The 16,356-nt window shown below is 41.1% G+C and carries 15 protein-coding genes; 11 read left to right on the plus strand and 4 right to left on the minus strand.

Features of this window, described 5'->3' with window-relative positions; genetic code table 11:
• Window positions 1-107 precede the first annotated feature (107 nt).
• Window positions 108-587: a hypothetical protein gene (locus PV403_RS06405; protein ID WP_332083914.1), complete on the plus strand. Its 480-nt coding sequence runs from the start codon at window positions 108-110 to the stop codon at window positions 585-587.
• Window positions 588-669: 82 nt separating this feature from the next.
• On the opposite strand, the gene PV403_RS06410 is transcribed toward PV403_RS06405, so the two are convergent.
• Together PV403_RS06410 and PV403_RS06415 are read right to left on the minus strand one after the other, a co-directional pair.
• Complete coding sequence (locus PV403_RS06410) at window positions 670-1,593, minus strand: hypothetical protein (RefSeq protein WP_332083915.1); 924 nt, start codon at window positions 1,591-1,593, stop codon at window positions 670-672.
• Window positions 1,571-2,161 (minus strand): RNA polymerase sigma factor, encoded by a 591-nt coding sequence (locus tag PV403_RS06415; protein ID WP_160031861.1) that lies wholly within the window; start codon window positions 2,159-2,161, stop codon window positions 1,571-1,573. The genes PV403_RS06410 and PV403_RS06415 overlap by 23 nt, the downstream gene beginning before the upstream one ends.
• Window positions 2,162-2,425: 264 nt before the next feature.
• Between PV403_RS06415 and PV403_RS06420 the strand changes: the two genes are divergently transcribed.
• A complete protein-coding gene (locus PV403_RS06420; protein WP_213531768.1) occupies window positions 2,426-3,562 on the plus strand; it encodes a zinc-dependent alcohol dehydrogenase in 1,137 nt (378 codons plus the stop codon).
• A gap of 104 nt (window positions 3,563-3,666) precedes the next feature.
• On the opposite strand, the gene PV403_RS06425 is transcribed toward PV403_RS06420, so the two are convergent.
• Window positions 3,667-4,899 carry an aminopeptidase gene (locus tag PV403_RS06425; protein WP_213531254.1) on the minus strand — a complete coding sequence of 411 codons (1,233 nt, stop codon included), beginning with the start codon at window positions 4,897-4,899 and terminating at the stop codon, window positions 3,667-3,669.
• A gap of 201 nt (window positions 4,900-5,100) precedes the next feature.
• Between PV403_RS06425 and PV403_RS06430 the strand changes: the two genes are divergently transcribed.
• Window positions 5,101-5,367, plus strand: a complete 267-nt coding sequence (locus tag PV403_RS06430; protein WP_249716938.1) for a hypothetical protein — start codon at window positions 5,101-5,103, stop codon at window positions 5,365-5,367.
• A gap of 186 nt (window positions 5,368-5,553) precedes the next feature.
• A complete protein-coding gene (locus PV403_RS06435) occupies window positions 5,554-6,360 on the plus strand; it encodes an MBL fold metallo-hydrolase (protein WP_332083916.1) in 807 nt (268 codons plus the stop codon).
• A gap of 68 nt (window positions 6,361-6,428) precedes the next feature.
• On the opposite strand, the gene PV403_RS06440 is transcribed toward PV403_RS06435, so the two are convergent.
• Window positions 6,429-7,583 (minus strand): serine hydrolase domain-containing protein, encoded by a 1,155-nt coding sequence (locus PV403_RS06440; RefSeq protein WP_332083917.1) that lies wholly within the window; start codon window positions 7,581-7,583, stop codon window positions 6,429-6,431.
• 345 nt (window positions 7,584-7,928) lie between these two features.
• Here PV403_RS06440 and PV403_RS06445 point away from each other — a divergent pair, with 345 nt between their 5' ends.
• The 7 genes from PV403_RS06445 to PV403_RS06480 all read left to right on the plus strand — a co-directional run bounded on the left by PV403_RS06445 (window position 7,929) and on the right by PV403_RS06480 (window position 16,341).
• On the plus strand, window positions 7,929-11,150 hold the full coding sequence (locus PV403_RS06445) for a LamG-like jellyroll fold domain-containing protein (RefSeq protein WP_442951738.1): 3,222 nt from the start codon (window positions 7,929-7,931) through the stop codon (window positions 11,148-11,150).
• 202 nt (window positions 11,151-11,352) lie between these two features.
• A complete protein-coding gene (locus tag PV403_RS06455) occupies window positions 11,353-12,366 on the plus strand; it encodes an aldose 1-epimerase (protein ID WP_332083918.1) in 1,014 nt (337 codons plus the stop codon).
• A gap of 92 nt (window positions 12,367-12,458) precedes the next feature.
• Complete coding sequence (gene fumC, locus PV403_RS06460) at window positions 12,459-13,847, plus strand: class II fumarate hydratase (RefSeq protein ID WP_213531264.1); 1,389 nt, start codon at window positions 12,459-12,461, stop codon at window positions 13,845-13,847.
• 168 nt (window positions 13,848-14,015) lie between these two features.
• The gene (locus PV403_RS06465) at window positions 14,016-14,441 is read left to right on the plus strand and encodes a DMT family transporter (RefSeq protein WP_213531772.1); all 426 of its coding nucleotides are present in this window, start codon (window positions 14,016-14,018) and stop codon (window positions 14,439-14,441) included.
• A gap of 32 nt (window positions 14,442-14,473) precedes the next feature.
• Entirely contained in the window at window positions 14,474-14,947 is a 474-nt protein-coding gene (locus PV403_RS06470) for a DMT family transporter (RefSeq protein WP_213531266.1), read from the plus strand.
• Between the two features lie 396 nt (window positions 14,948-15,343).
• The gene (locus PV403_RS06475; protein WP_332083919.1) at window positions 15,344-15,796 is read left to right on the plus strand and encodes a MarR family winged helix-turn-helix transcriptional regulator; all 453 of its coding nucleotides are present in this window, start codon (window positions 15,344-15,346) and stop codon (window positions 15,794-15,796) included.
• Window positions 15,797-15,819: 23 nt separating this feature from the next.
• Window positions 15,820-16,341 carry a GNAT family N-acetyltransferase gene (locus PV403_RS06480; protein ID WP_332083920.1) on the plus strand — a complete coding sequence of 174 codons (522 nt, stop codon included), beginning with the start codon at window positions 15,820-15,822 and terminating at the stop codon, window positions 16,339-16,341.
• Window positions 16,342-16,356: the final 15 nt, after the last annotated feature.

Consider the following 16,356-nt stretch of genomic DNA (forward strand, 5'->3'; position numbering starts at 1 on the left):
TTTGTGTAAAATATTTACTTTATTTGAAACATAATCCATGTTAGCTGCGTTATATAATGAAACGTGATCCGATTCGCGTTAATATTATAAAGTGAGGCAGGGAGACTATGAAAAAGTATGTATGCGTTACCAAAATTCATGCTCTATGTTTACTTGTGTTGGTACTTTCTTTAGGATTTGCTGGTGCTGCTAGCGCCGATCCGGTAAAAGAAGAAGGTGCACTGACTACAAAACCGCCAACAGAAGATACGGCCCAGGTCAAAGCGACTTATAAGTATTTGAGTGCTTATACCAGTGATGTTTCGTATTCCAGTGGCGGGAAGGGTTCTGTTATTGGTAATACGGGGGCATCCGTTACTGCGGATTTTATCGGAATAGATGCTGCCATACAGCGCTGGACAGGGGAGGAATGGGTTGCAGTTACAAGTAAAACTTCTTCTAAGAACACATCAAAGACAGTGAGTCTCAATGAAAGTTTTGCAGCAAGTGCTGGTTATTACTATCGGGTGGTATCCACACATACCGTGAGAGTAGGTTCAGATATTGAAAAAGCGACATACACAAGTCCATCACGTCTGTTAAAATAACGTATTACTTGGCATTTGCAATTCTACATAAAAGAAAGAAGCTCAGTACATGTACTGGGCTTTTTTGAATAGTAACGTATGACTAAGGCTTCAGTTCAAAACGATTATTAGCTTGGATTGCATTCGCAGTGGCAATTAAATCTTCTTTTCCAAGGGTACCTGTAATAATGATAAATACAAGATTGTTCCGATAAGCCAGGTGATCGTATTCAGATAAAGTGGCAGCGTCATAGAATACAGCAGTAGTTCCATCCTCAAGCGTGATTTCTTCCGGTTCTCCATTAATGCCGATGTGGAAGGATGTATCATCGTTTTCTTTGAACCTTTGATACATTTCGATCGTCAGTGGATTTTCATTACCTTTGTAATATTCAAGCGTCAATTCTTCTGAATGATAGATATGATCAGGGTCAATCGGGTTATTCTGATCTATTAAAAGCTGGTACTCTTTCCGATCGGGAGTAAATGGAACCTCGAAATCACGGTAGACAAAAGTTGCTCCGTCTATAGCAGTTTCTCTTGAGACCGTAACTCGTTCTAGATCGTGTTTCTCGATCGTTGTGCCCATTGGCAGTCCCGTTCCTTCCACGATTGGGGGAGGATCAGAAATTTCGGGCGGAGGGGCTGTTAAGGCTCCTGTATTGGTCTCTTCTTTTTCCTTACCCGTGAAACTTAGTATAAAGTCGTCACCAATCTTCTCTAGCTTTTCAACAAACAGCGTGTTAGCTTGAAGTCCTGCAGGAACACTAAAAATCGTAGCACCAAGCATAATGGAAGCGGCAACGACTCCTCCAAGCTGCCATCGTTTTGACCTGCGTTTTCGTTTGCGGATCTTCTGAAGCTCACTTTGCATGTTATTCCAGGATGCCTCCATACTCTCTTTATCTACTGTGGTGGAGGCAGCAGCGGCGTTTTCGAAAGCAAGGTCAAAAACATCTTCAAATTCCCTGTCATAGATGTTAATTGAATCGTCAGCAGACTGATTACCGGACTTTTCGCTGCTCATTAGCCGCACCCCACTCTCTATACAGGAGTTTCTTAATTGCTTCTCTGGCTCTGAAAAGACGCTGCTTGATTACATCTTCCCGAAGATCAAGAAGTTCAGCCATCTCACGATAACTAAGGCCTTCTTTCCAGCGAAGCTCAATGAGAGATCTGTACTCTGGTTTCAGCGTCTCCATATAGCGCTCTATGGATTCCTGCATCAGTTTGGTCTCTACCATCGATTCGATGGATACAGAGGTTTGTTGTACGGTCTCTACATCTAAGAAAACACTGTCAGCATCCAAAAGGTTACGATATTTTTTGTTTTTTCTTAAATAATTTATTGCTGTATTTTTAGTTACTACTTTCAGCCAAGCTTTTAATTTGATTTCGTTCTCGAATTCGGGTTTATTTTTGATGATTTTGATGAATGCTTCCTGAATAATGTCTTCAGCTGCAGAGCGATCCTTTACAATGTATACGATAAATCCGTACATCATCTGATAGTATTCATAGTAGATTTCTCTCTGTAGGGATTCGCCAAGATCATTATAGTCCGCAGCCAACAACAGTTGGATCCGGGTAGACATGATTATCCCCTCTCTATTACATCTCTCTATTGTCAAACAAGTATTCCATTATTTTACTATAAATTGAAAATATTCTCCATAAATTTAAACTTCTTACTCATAACTTTTCAGACTCATCTTTCCATGTTTATGTGAAAACCTCTTAAATAAAGAACTGAAATGTCGCGAACTTCGATTTTTCGTTTCGTTTCAGCTGTGATGGTTACTATATAAGCACAAGGAATTATTGGAAAATTTAATTATGTATTAAGGAGCGTGAAGGAAGTGAAGGCACTAACTTATCAAGGAAAGAAAAAAGTGAAGGTAAAGGAAGTGGCAGATCCTACTTTGCAGGGCAACAAAGATATTCTAGTCCGAGTTACATCAACAGCGATCTGCGGATCTGATCTTCATATTTATAATGGACTTATTCCCGGTATGCACAAAGACTACGTTATTGGTCACGAACCAATGGGAATTGTAGAGGAAGTATCAAGCGATGTGACACATGTGAAAAAGGGAGATCGGGTAATTATTCCTTTTAATGTTTCGTGTGGAGAATGTTATTTTTGCAAACATGAGATGGAAAGTCAGTGTGATTATTCAAACGAGGCTAAAGATACCGGCGGCTTGTTAGGTTATTCGGATTCTTATGGGGGTTACCAAGGTGGACAGGCAGAACTGTTACGTGTCCCTTATGGAGACTTTATGCCTTTTGTAATTCCGGAAGATGCAGAGATGGAAGATGAGAAGCTGCTTTTTCTTTCGGATATTTTGCCGACCGCGTATTGGGGCGTGAAAAATGCAGGGGTTAAGCCGGGAGATACCGTGATCGTATTAGGTTGTGGTCCCGTTGGTTTGTTTACCCAAAAATTTGCTTGGCAGGCAGGCGCTAAGCGGGTTATCGCTGTAGATCATATTAACTATCGCTTAGAACATGCGAAACGGACAAATCATGTAGAAACTTTTAATTTCGAAGAGATCAAAGGCTTTGAAGGTTACATGAAGGAAATTACACATGGTGGTGCTGATGTAGTTATTGATTGTGTAGGAATGGATGCAAAACGAACGGCTGCCGAAAAAGTGGAAACAGCCCTTATGCTTCAGGGAGGTTCCTTAGGAGCGTTCCGAACAGCGACGGAAGTGGTTAGGAAGTTCGGTACCATTCAGTTGATCGGGGTGTACGGTGCTAATTATAATATGTTCCCGCTAGGGCATCTATTTGAACGTAATATCCAGCTGCGTACAGGACAGGCTCCTGTAATCCATTTTATTCCGGAAATTTATCAGCAAATTAAAGCAGGTAAGATCGATCCCACTGATATTATCACGCACCGGATGAACCTGGAAGATGCAGAGCGTGGATATGAAGTGTTTTCGGAAAAAGAAGAGAACTGTCTGAAAGTGATACTTAAACCATAACTTTGGTTTGAAAAATGAAAAGGTTGCCTTTGGTCTAATTATTAGACCCCGGGCAACCTTTTTAATAGAGTACATTTTGAATAAAGAATCTACACCCTGACTAATTAAAACGCCCAATTTCCTTTTAGGAAGATCGGTTCTTTTGTGCCGTCAGCGCTAATTCCGTAGATATCCATTTCTGCAGAACCAATCATAAAGTCAACATGTGTCAGACTTGTGTTGAGTCCCGCTGCTGCAAGCTGTTCTTGGTTCATGTTTTTGCCGCCTTCTAAGGTAAAGGCGTAGGCGCTTCCGATAGCCAAGTGGTTAGATGCATTTTCGTCAAACAGTGTATTATAGAACAAAATGTTGGTATCTGAGATTGGGGATTGATGAGGAACAAGGGCTACTTCACCCAGATAATGAGAGCCTTCATCAATCTCAACGAGATTTTGCAGGGCTTCTAAGCCTTCTTCAGCAGTCACCTTGATAATCCGTCCATTCTCGAAGGTAAGTGAAAATTTATCAATTAGATTTCCGCCATAGCTGAGAGGTTTCGTACTGCTTACTGTACCATTAACTCCCGTCTTCAGCGGTGCAGTAAACACTTCCTCTGTAGGCATGTTCGCTACAAAAGTATGCCCCTTTTCGTTGATACTGTCTCCTTGGGCCCACAAATGTCCTTCAGGAAGCTCAATTGTAAGGTCTGTACCAGGTGCGATGTAGTGTAATTTTTTATATTTCTTTTCATTGAGCACTTTTGATTTGTTCTCAAGTGTAGTAATATGCTTCTGCCATGCAGCAACAGGATCGGCTTCGCCAATACGTACCGTTTTAAAGATAGCTTCCCAAAGCAGAGATACTTGTTCATGTTCTGGGGCATCCGGGAATACTTTTGCAGCCCATTCTGGAGAAGGGACGGCAATCAGACACCAGCTGAATTTATCAGCTTGCTGATATGCACGATATTTGGCCATCGCTTTGCCGCGAGCTTTCTGGGCAGCAACAATTCGATTTTGATCCACACCTTTAAGTAAATCTGGATTTTCGGACAGGATATGTAGGACAGCAGCCCCTTCTTCCACCATTTCTGTCATCTCGCCGGCATACCATTTTGGCTCTTTTTCAAATATTTCATCGGAAGCTAGGTCATACTGCATACGAGTAATCTGTTCATCGTTCCACTGAACTTTTACGTAACTAGCGCCCGTATCGTATGCTTCTTTTACGATGAGACGTACAAATTCTCTTGCTTCAACAGGAGCATGAACAATAAGCGCTTGTCCAGGTTGGATATTTACCCCCACTTTAATGGTGAGTTCAGCATAAGCTTTTAGTTTTTGAGCAAAATCAGACATTGTAAAGTTCCTCCATTTCACACGCGATGATATATTTTATCTACCTTAGGTTAAAAAAGCGATGTGATTAGCATGCCCGGATGAGTGAATCCAGACTCTTTCGCAAAGCTATTTTATTATTGTACAATATAAGTGGTAAAAATGAACTATTGCAAATGGTTTTTAGGGAAAAAGAAATCAGGATTACAAGGAGAGAAAAAAGTGAGTCATAACATAATCAGCGCTTCCATGCACAGGGACGAAGAGAAACATTGGTTAGGGCATACCGTATTTACTATAGGAGAGAGCAAGACAGAATATGAGATCTCTTTCTTCAGCAAGAACGGTAAGGATTGGGATTATAGTCTGCATTTTGCGGGCGAACCGGGAGCAGAGGAAGAATTTTTACAGCTGGATGCAAGGCTTGAAGAAGATGATGATTTATATGATGATCTTCTAGACGCGGCGATTGATTCGATTCCTGAATAAAGCACAGGCAAAATCGCAGAGCTTGTCTAAACATGAATGGTTGTTCTATTTTTATGACATGCTGACTATAGATAGTAGGGTGAGATTTTTCTTGCGAAAGCACATATTTTCTGGGAACTTGGGAATTCTACAGATGATTGATTGCACATAGGGGGCATTCCAATAAGAATGGGAGGTATCCGTCGCATGGCATCTGATAATCTGATAACGGAAGGCAAGACGGCTCTAGAAGAGGTTGCACCCGATTTATTGTGTCTGCGAACATTGTTTGTTAATGTCCTTTTTGTCGGAACTCCAGGTTCTAGACAATGGATTCTAGTCGATACAGGGATGCCTGGCTTCGCGAAAGATATTATTCAAATTGCAGAAGAACGCTTTGATGGACCGCCTTTAGCGATTGTGTTAACCCATGGACATTTTGATCATGTGGGTAATGTGATTGAACTGGAGCAGCACTGGGGAACACCCGTATTTGCGCATACGTTAGAATTACCTTATCTAACCGGTCTAACGGATTACCCTCCAGCGGATCCTACGGTTGGCGGAGGATTACTAGCTCGTACATCCTTTATTTTTCCCAACGAAGCGATTCATCTGGATGATCGGGTTGATGCGCTTCCTTCCGATCATAGTGTACCGTACGCTCCAGATTGGCGATGGATTGCTACACCAGGTCATTCTCCAGGTCATATCTCTTTGTACCGGGAGAAAGATGGGGCACTCATTGCAGGTGATGCGTTCATCACCGTTCAGCAAGAATCGCTCTGGCATGTTATTTTCCAGGATAAAGAACTCCATGGACCTCCAATGTATTTCACTACCGACTGGGATGCTGCTAAAAATTCTGTTCAGACGCTTGCTGATCTTAAGCCAGAGCTTGCCATTACGGGACATGGTCATATGATGGCAAGTACAGAACTTAGAGGTCAATTGGATCGACTTGCTCGGGACTTTGACCGGCTTGCCCTACCGAGACAAGGGAAATACGTCTAATAGATCATGAAATGACGAATAAAGATATCCTATAAATTCGGGATATCTTTATTTTTGTTGTGATGAAATTAAAACTGTTCAATGGCAGCGAGCACAACATTGTTAAAGTGGTCTGTATACATATTTTTGAAAGGTTTCTCTAAATCTCGTTCGATCGTAAAATGAATCAATAGAATATCATATACCGGATCAACTGCGACAAATACACCGGCTGCTCCCCAGTGAGAGTAAGCCTCCTGCGAAAATAAATCTCCGCCATCTTTTTTGCTGCCATTAATACTCCAGCCATATCCCCAGCTCGCTTCTGGAAAAGTCTCATCTCTGTAGACGGAGGAAACTCCCGGGATATGATTTTTTGTCATTTCTTTTATGGAAATGGGAGAGAGGATTCGCTGATCACCATACGACCCTTTATTGAGAAACATCTGCGCAAAGATAGCAAGGTCCATGGCACTGCTGTAGATACCAGCTGAAGGGGAGACCGATTCTATCATCTCGTCTGTTTCGAGCCATTCTGCGCATGGATCTTCGGGCGATCTTTTCACAATGCGATGACGTTCTGCGTGGGGGACTTTGAAATAAGAGTCATTCATCCCAAGCGGTTCAAATACTTCTTGCTTCACGAAGTCTGGATAGGAAATTCCACTGACTCTCCGTATGATCTCTCCAAGTAAATCATATCCAAATCCAAGGTAAGACATGATTTCACCCGGCTTGCTGGATAAAGGAGCGCCGTATCTTCTATGGAGGTACTCATGAAAATAAGGTTCTTCTGATTCTTCGCAAGGAGGGATCTGAATCGTTGAACCATCCCCTCTTGCGTAAGTATATACATCTTCTGGATTGATTCCTGAAGTGTGAGTAAGCAGGTGATGAATTCGCACATTCTCTTTTCCGAGTCCTTGAAATTCAGGTATGTAGTCAGTCACGGAACGATTAAGACCGATGAGCCCTCGTTCGGCCAGGATCATAATACAAGCAGCAGTGAACACTTTAGTAATCGAGCACAAGGGAAATAAAGCATTCGTCGTTAACAGTGGGGAATCGGCAGCTGGTGTGAGAGTTCCGAAAGCTTGGTGTGAGACAATGATCCCATTTCTTGCGACAAATATGACCTCAGCAGGGGTAATGTTGTTGTCAACCATCTGCTTCGCATAGGTGTTAGCATAAGCTACTTTGGATGCGGATATCCCTGCTTCTTCTGGTGTTCCAATACGTAACATCGTATCTACCTTCCTTTTATAGAAATATAATCCAGATTATATAGTATATAGAACCATTAATTAATAGACAAGTAAAATAATTCATATATTTGTTAGCTTCTATTGGTAAATAGGGTTTCTTTGTTTTTATTTAATATATTGTATCATTGACGGATTTTGGTAAATGACGTTAGAATACAAATATTAACTAGTTAGGATATGTGTTAACAATACGATTAATGGGGCGTGGTTTATGGTCGGTATAGGTGGTGGATAAGGAAGAAGCCATTCAGTGGCTGGTTTATTGTATTCGTTTACAAAGTAAAGAGAAACATGCTTGCCATACTTTATAGGGAGGATTTTAATGTGAAAAGAACTTTATCGAAATATGTAGCTATGGTTCTCGCATTTGCTTTGCTTGTACCGGCTTTTGCCTATGCAGACAGTCAGGACACAAAGGGAAGCGGTAAACAAGAAAGTGCTTCACCGTCTGTAGATTTGAAAGGGCTTCCAGCAAGCAGTACTACGTCAAATAAAGAGGCATCTCCAACCTTTACGAATGTATCGGTCCACGATCCTTCCATCATTAAAGACGGGAAAGAATATTATGTATTCGGATCTCATATTGAGGCAGCTAAATCGACTGATCTGATGAACTGGACAACGTTTACGAATGGATATACAACCCCTAATAACGTTCTGTTTGGCAATCTTTCAGAAAATTTAAAGGGCTCATTCGCTTGGGCTGGTGAAAATGACTCGGATAGTAAAGGCGGTTTTTCCGTATGGGCACCGGACGTTTTCTGGAACGAAAATTACATCAATAAGGACAACACAAAGGGTGCCTATATGATGTATTACAGTGCATCATCCACCTATATTCGTTCCGCGATTGGTTATGCGGTATCTCAAAACATCGAAGGACCTTATGAATATGTAGACACGATTGTTTACTCTGGTTTCACCAAAAACGATGCGAAAGATACAGATAGTCAAGTCAATAAAAAATGGACAAATACCAATATCAAAACATTGGTTGACGAGAAGCTTTTGAGCGGTCCAAATGAACAATGGTTTAAAGCAGACGGATCATTCAATAACACCGTGTATCCTAACGCGATTGACTCCACCTTATTTTATGATACAGACGGTAAGCTGTGGATGACCTATGGTTCTTGGTCAGGCGGTATTTTCTTACTCGAACTGGACCCGCAAACAGGGAAAGCGATTTATCCAGGAGAAGATGGAAAAACGAAAGATGGACGAATCATTGATCGTTATTTTGGTACGAAAATTGCCGGCGGTTATACGAAATCCGGAGAAGGTCCGTTTATTGTCTATGATAAAGAGACAGGTTACTATTACTTAACGGTTACGTACGGCTGGCTTGGGGCTGACGGCGGATACAATATGAGACAGTTCAGATCGAAGAATCCAGACGGTCCGTATATGGATGCTGAAGGGAAAAATGCAGTATTGCCAAGTGGCGCGGAAAATGAAACTTATGGAATTAAGATGATCGGTAACTTCCTCTTCAAGAGAGAGATAGGTGATCCAGGAACAGGTACAGGTTATGGCTATGTATCTGCTGGTCACAACTCGGTGTATTACGATGAAGAGACAGGTAAACAATTCTTGTTCTTCCATGCTCGCTTCCCGCAAAAAGGTGAAGCCCACGAGCTTCGTGTTCACCAAATGTATAGGAATAAGGATGGTTGGCCGGTAGTAGCTGCTAATCGCTATGCGGGCGAGTCTCTTACGAAACTGAAGACAAAAGATATTCCAGGTGAATATAAATTTGTTAATCATGGCTTAGCCTATTCCGGAGAGATCACTAGTTCAGTTGATATTACGCTGAACAAAAATCACAAAATCACCGGAGGAGTAACCGGTACATGGAAACTAAAAAATAATTATTATGCAGAGCTAACAGTGGATGGTGTCAATTACGATGGAGTTTTCGTGAAACAATGGGACGAAACTTTACAGAAGGAAACGATGACATTTACGGCCATTTCAAGTGCGGGAGAAACGATCTGGGGGATCGGCCAGCCTGAGAAAACAGATCAAGAGGTTGTGAAGGATGTGGAGCAGGCGCTTACATTAGGGAATACATCCAATGTCTCTTCTAATCTTACCCTTCCTGTAAAGGGAGCACGCAACACTCAGATCTCTTGGAAAACATCGAATCCAAGCGTTGTATCTGCAACGGGAGAAGTGAATCCTCCAGAGGTCGGTGAACCTAACCTGACGGCAACATTGACGGCAACCATCTCGAAGGGCAACGCCGTAGTTACGAAAACATTTAATATTGTCGTGGCACCGGTTGATGTATCGTATGGTTTAAACGCACAGTATTCTTTTGAAAATGATCTAGCCGCTACAGTCGGTTCATTTGGTGAAGGATCGATAACGGGAGATCGCATCGATAATACAGGTGGTACAATTACTTTTGATAAAGGTGTCGTAGGAAACGGAGCTATATTTGACGGGAAATCGGGTATCAAACTTCCGAATGGTCTGATTGAGGGGAAAGAGTATTCTGTATCCATGTGGCTGAAGCCTACGCAGATCACACAGTATACGCCGACTTTCTTTGGTGGATCAAATAAAAGTTGGATCAGCTTTGTACCGCAAGCAGGAGATAATACAACAACACTATGGTCTGGTGAGAATTGGTATAACGCATCCATTGGATCAAGAATTCGTACAAATCAGTGGCAACATATTGCATTCTCTGTTGATAACGGATTTGTAAAAGTATTTGTGGGTGGAAAAGAAGCTTACTCAGGCTCAGGCTTCCCAGATGTGTTTACGACCAAAGATGGTGTGTTTAGTTTAGGTGTTAACTTCTGGGATACAGCATACAAAGGAATGTTGGATGAACTCCGCATCTACAATGTGGCTATTACTGCAGAAGTAGCTGCAAAATTAGCTGAGGAATTACCGAAGCAGGAACAAGGAGCAGCTGAACTTGCGGCCGAATTCTCTTTTGAGGATAAGCTAAACGATACCAAAGGCAGTTTTGGAACCGGAACAGTCATCGGAGATAAAATTGGGAACCCAGATGGGGGAACAATCACATATAAGGATGGGGTAAAAGGGAAAGCAGCCGCTTTTGACGGGAAGTCAGGGATACTTCTTCCAAACGGACTCATATCAAGTGACAGCTATTCGGTTGCGATGTGGGTATATGCAGATGAATTGAAGCCTTACACTCCCGTATTCTTCGGAGCACAGACAAACAAAAACTGGATTAGCATGCTGCCGATGGGACATGACGGAGCCAAAAATAACGCAATGTTGTGGTCAGGTGAAGCGTGGTACGATGCCATTACAGATGTGAAAACACCGCTTCAAAAGTGGACCCACTATGCATTTACGGTGAATGGTGACGCAGTTACTGTATATATTGATGGGGTAGCGAAATATACGGGTAAAGGCTTCCCTGATATTTTTACAGATAATAATGGAACCTTTAGTTTAGGTACAAACTGGTGGGATACTCCTTTCAAAGGCATGATTGACGAACTGCAGATCTATAAAGGAGTAATTACTCCAGAAAAAGCAGCAGAACTTGCTTCATAATATTCTTTGAGGTTAATAATCAATGAAGCACTTCTCAGGAGGAGTGCTTCATTGGATTTCTTTATGAGATGCCTTCTCTATTCATTGTTCCTATGAAGGCTCTATGATAGAATTTATTTGTAGAACATGATATATTCGTCAAGAGAACAACCTTGCTTCATACTAGATATGAAAGCGCTACATATAGGAGGCGTAAGAAACGATGGTACAAGAAACAAATAAGGCATATGAAGGAACTTACGGAAGTTATACTGCTATTATTTTGAAGTCAGGCCCTTATGAAGCTAAGATGATCCCGGAAATCGGGGGAAATCTAGTTTCTTTTCGTGATGTAGAGCGAGGTCATAGCTATCTGAGAGAACCGGGTGAAGATCACGCAGAGGAATTAAAAGAGAATCCAGGAGTATATGGAATTCCTGTACTATTTCCACCGAATCGATTCGAGGATGGTAAGTTTCCTTGGAATGGTAAGGTATATCAACTGCCAATTAATGAAGAAGCAACAGGCAATCATCTGCATGGATTTATGCACTACATACCATGGCAGGTCGTAAGTTTTGGTACAAATGAGCAGGAGAGCTATGTTGTTGTCGAACAGATTGTACGAGAAGGACATGAATTTTATAAATATCTCCCATTTGAATATACAATCCGTCTTCGTTATACACTCAGCGAGCTAGGACTTCAGCAGCAAGTTACCATTATAAATGAAGGTAAGGAGTCCATGCCTAATTTACTAGCTTTTCACACGGCAATTAAGGCGCCATTTGATGAGACAAGCGAAGCTGCTGACTACAAAGTCAAAGCGACGATTGGTCAGCGTTATGAGCTAAATGGTCGAAGTTTGCCAACAGGCAACATTCAGCCTTTATCTAATGAGGAAGAACTCTTAAAGACAGAAGGAGTGAATCCTTATTTTGAAGCGATGGATAATCACTATACATCTGAGCCTCAGAATGGACGTAACTACATGGAACTTACGAACACAAAAACAGGAGATACCCTTGTTTATGACGTAGGTACTTCATACAAGCACTGGATGATCTGGAACAACAATGCGAGTAATCAATTTTTCTGCCCAGAACCGCAGATGAATCTCGTCAATGCACCGAATGTAACAGGAAAATCAAACGAGGAAATCGGACTTATTGCACTAGAACCAGGCTTAGTCTTTGAACAATCCAGCCGGCTGTATGTGGTAAACAGATCACTATAGTTAGCCGGGCAGCAAAGATGATTGGCTAATCAAGCTTTTCTTCATAAAAATAACTTATGAACCCATAAGATTCGGTGAAGGAGGAATTGCAAATGGATTTCCGTATTGAGAAAGATACGCTAGGTGAGATGAAGGTTCCCGCTGATCGTTTATGGGGTGCGCAAACACAGCGCAGTAAAGAGAATTTTCCAATAGGTCAGGAAAAAATGCCGCTTGAAGTCATTCGTGCGTTTGCGATACTTAAAAAGAGCGCTGCTAAAAGCAATCTTCAGCTTGGCAAGCTCTCAGAGGATAAAGCAGCAGCCATTGTTTATGCAGCCGATGAAATTTTGTCTGGACGAGTAGATGATCATTTCCCGCTTGTTGTATGGCAGACCGGAAGCGGTACGCAGTCTAATATGAACACAAACGAAGTGATTGCGAATCTCGGTAATCAGTGGCTTGCTGAACAAGGCAAGGAAGAACGCCTTCATCCGAATGATCATGTGAATATGTCACAGAGTTCTAATGATACATTCCCTACAGCACTTCATGTAGCAGGTGTTATTGCGGTGGAAGATGAACTGCTGCCGGCTATCCAATTGCTAAAAGGAACACTCCATCAGAAATCAGAAGAATTTATGGATATCATTAAAATAGGTCGTACTCATCTGCAAGATGCAACTCCGATTACACTCGGCCAGGAGATCAGCGGCTGGGAAGCCATGCTTGCCAAAAGCGAGCGCATGATTGCAGCTAGTGTGGAGTCGATGAAAGAGCTTGCTATCGGAGGAACTGCAGTAGGAACGGGAATTAATGCTCATCCTAAGTTTGGCGAGATGACAGCAGAAGAGATTAGTAAAGCAACAGGCAAAAACTTTACTTCTGCTGTGAATAAGTTCCATGCCCTGACAAGTCATGATGAAGTGGTCTATACCCATGGTGCTGTCAAAGCACTCGCTGCCGATCTGATGAAGATTGCAAATGACGTACGCTGGCTGGCAAGTGGACCTCGCAGTGGTCTCGGAGAAATTTCAATTCCAGAGAACGAGCCGGGAAGCTCCATTATGCCAGGAAAGGTAAATCCTACACAGAGTGAAGCCCTCACGATGGTCGTTGCACAGGTGATGGGAAATGATGCTTCCATTGGTTTTGCGGCCAGCCAAGGTAACTTTGAACTGAATGTGTTTAAACCGGTTATTATCTATAATTTCTTACAATCGGTGCAGCTGCTTGCAGATTCCATTCGTGCCTTTAATGACAAATGTGCTGTTGGTATTGAGCCGAATAGAGAGGCAATTAAACAGAACTTGGATAATTCCCTCATGCTAGTTACGGCGCTCAATCCGCATATTGGTTATGAGAATGCAGCGAAGATTGCAAAACATGCACATAAGAATGGTTTAACACTTAAAGAAGCGGCACTTGCTTCTGGGCTTTTGACGGAAGAACAGTTCGCAGAGTATGTTGATCCATCGAAAATGATTGCTCCTAAAGCATAACCATGAATAAAAGCAATTAAAGTGTAGAGATCTAACTCTGTACATTAAAAATAGACCAGGAACCTTTTTAGGTTTCTGGTCCTTTTGTGGTGTGGTTGCCTTTTTTCCTAGGAAGCCTGTATGATTAGAAATGCTGCAAGATTTTTTGGACAGAAGGGAGAACGAAAATTGAAAGGGATTTTATTTGCCATTTTGGGTGGGGCATGTATTACACTGCAAGGGATAGCGAACACTCAAATTAGTGAAGATATGGGGACCTGGCAGGCTGCTGCGATTACACAAACTACCGGGTTTGTGATTGCATTAATCATTATGCTGCTTGTGCGTGAAAGAGATTTCGGTGCGATCAAAAAGGTGAAACCTTTATACATAACGGGTGGCCTGATGGGAGCAATCATTATTTTCAGTGAAGTGACTGCGATCCAAAAAATCGGGGTAACCCTCACCATATCTGCCTTATTAATTGCCCAGCTTAGTCTCACTTATCTAATAGATATCAATGGTTGGTTTGGAGTAATCAAGCGGAAAATTACCATTCCGCAGCTGTTTGGTATCGCGATGATGATTATTGGAGTTATTATTCTTAAGTTGTAATGTAATTAGACTTTGAAAGGACCCGTTATTATATGACACTAGGTATTATTATAGCTTTGATAGCAGGCTCGTTTGTAGCGATGCAGGTTGTTTTTAACAGTAGAATGGGTGAGTATACAGGCTCCTGGCTAACAACGACCATAGTGCTTGGACTTGGAGCAATCGCTTCTCTTGCGATAAGTCTACTGGTTGAAGGAACTGGTGGATATCATTTGGAGAATATGAAGGGATGGTACTGGATCAGCGGAGCGATCGGGGTAGGTGTGGTATTTAGTTTAATGCAGGGCATCAAGTTACTCGGACCTACGTTTTCGACATCTATTGTGCTCACCTCTCAGCTTAGTTTTGCGCTATTATGGGATTCGCTTGGTTTTTTTGGACTAGAGAAGATTGAATTTACGATGAATAAATTGATTGGAGTTCTCGTGATTATAGGAGGAATTCTTATCTTTAAATATGGAGAACGTCTAAGCCAAGTAAGGAATTCACCAAAACGGAGTAAATAAGGAAGCAGAATGTAGTGACTAAAAACGATCTGGTTCTCTAATACAATTACCAATTTCGGATAGGAGTTACGCTCAAAGCTGAAAACTCGTGTGCTAAGTTTGAAGTGACTCCTGGAGCATCGACGTGCATGTTTAATAGTTAAAACAAATAAGTGAATACTTGAACAAAACTGACCGGATTTTGGGTCAGTTTTTTTTGCGTTTGCTGACAGATATCATGAGGCTGCGAATGAAGCGAATTCAATAAACACCAGGCACAGCCAGACAGGGATTAAAAATATATTCTTTTTCTCATTTGCATTCTTATTTATGTTGCAAATGCAACAAAGTTAGGTTAAATTAATATATATTTATTTTTGTTGCAAATACAATAAAATATAAACTAAGGAGCTAAATATGAAGGAAATTCTTCGTGAAATAGGAATGATCGCGAGGGCTTTAGATTCCATAAGTAATATAGAATTTAAAGAGTATGACCTTACAAAAGGTCAATATTTGTACCTTGTACGAATATGTGAAAACCCAGGAATCATTCAAGAAAAACTAGCTGAGATGATAAAAGTAGATCGAACAACAGCTTCACGAGCTATTAAGAAACTAGAAATCAATGGCTTTATCGAAAAGAAAGAAGATGATCAGAACAAAAAAATCAAAAAGCTATTTCCCACGAAGAAAGGGAAAAATATATACCCTTTTATCATCAGAGAAAACGATTATTCCAATAAGGTTGCACTATCTGGATTTTCTGAAAATGAAATAGAGACGATTTATAATCTGCTGCAGAAGGTCAGAAAAAATGTAGAAAAAGACTGGGAGTTCGTTAAAAAAGGCAACAAGAGAGAGTATTAACAGATTGGCAGGAGGGAAATACAATGACAACGACAAACACAAGAAAATGTACGATTGAAGATCTAGATATACTTCGGGAAATAAGTGTGGAAACATTTAAAGATACATTTGAGGATCAAAATTCTCCAGAAAATATGAAAACCTATTTAGATAGAGCATTTAATTTGAAACAAATAGAAGAAGAATTAGTAAATGAATTTTCGGAATTCTATTTTCTTTATTTGAATGAGGATATCGTTGGATATTTAAAGTTAAACACGAATGACGCTCAATCTGAAACGATGGGACATGATTCACTTGAAGTTGAAAGAATTTATGTGAGAAGAAAATTCCATAAACAGGGGCTAGGTAAATTCCTCATAAATAAAGCGATCGAAATCGCAAGAGAACAGAACAAAGATAAAATCTGGTTAGGCGTTTGGGAAAAAAATGAGAACGCCATTTCCTTCTATAAAAAAATGGGGTTTGTTCAAACAGGAGCTCATTCTTTCTATATGGGGGATGAAGAACAAATAGATCTTATAATGACCAAAATACTTGATTAATCTAATCTAGTTATA

Origin of the sequence: Paenibacillus sp. GYB006, from assembly GCF_036577645.1 — a bacterium.
Lineage (GTDB): Bacteria > Bacillota > Bacilli > Paenibacillales > Paenibacillaceae > Paenibacillus.

Excerpts from the sequence above, each read along its gene's own strand:
- PV403_RS06440 (WP_332083917.1), bottom strand. The coding sequence starts at position 7,583 with ATGTTACGTATTGGAACACCAGAAGAAGCAGGGATATCCGCATCCAAA.
- PV403_RS06425 (WP_213531254.1), bottom strand. The coding sequence starts at position 4,899 with ATGTCTGATTTTGCTCAAAAACTAAAAGCTTATGCTGAACTCACCATT.
- PV403_RS06480 (WP_332083920.1), top strand. The coding sequence starts at position 15,820 with ATGACAACGACAAACACAAGAAAATGTACGATTGAAGATCTAGATATA.
- PV403_RS06405 (WP_332083914.1), top strand. The coding sequence starts at position 108 with ATGAAAAAGTATGTATGCGTTACCAAAATTCATGCTCTATGTTTACTT.
- PV403_RS06435 (WP_332083916.1), top strand. The coding sequence starts at position 5,554 with ATGGCATCTGATAATCTGATAACGGAAGGCAAGACGGCTCTAGAAGAG.
- PV403_RS06415 (WP_160031861.1), bottom strand. The coding sequence starts at position 2,161 with ATGTCTACCCGGATCCAACTGTTGTTGGCTGCGGACTATAATGATCTT.
- PV403_RS06475 (WP_332083919.1), top strand. The coding sequence starts at position 15,344 with ATGAAGGAAATTCTTCGTGAAATAGGAATGATCGCGAGGGCTTTAGAT.
- PV403_RS06410 (WP_332083915.1), bottom strand. The coding sequence starts at position 1,593 with ATGAGCAGCGAAAAGTCCGGTAATCAGTCTGCTGACGATTCAATTAAC.
- PV403_RS06470 (WP_213531266.1), top strand. The coding sequence starts at position 14,474 with ATGACACTAGGTATTATTATAGCTTTGATAGCAGGCTCGTTTGTAGCG.
- PV403_RS06455 (WP_332083918.1), top strand. The coding sequence starts at position 11,353 with ATGGTACAAGAAACAAATAAGGCATATGAAGGAACTTACGGAAGTTAT.
- fumC (WP_213531264.1), top strand. The coding sequence starts at position 12,459 with ATGGATTTCCGTATTGAGAAAGATACGCTAGGTGAGATGAAGGTTCCC.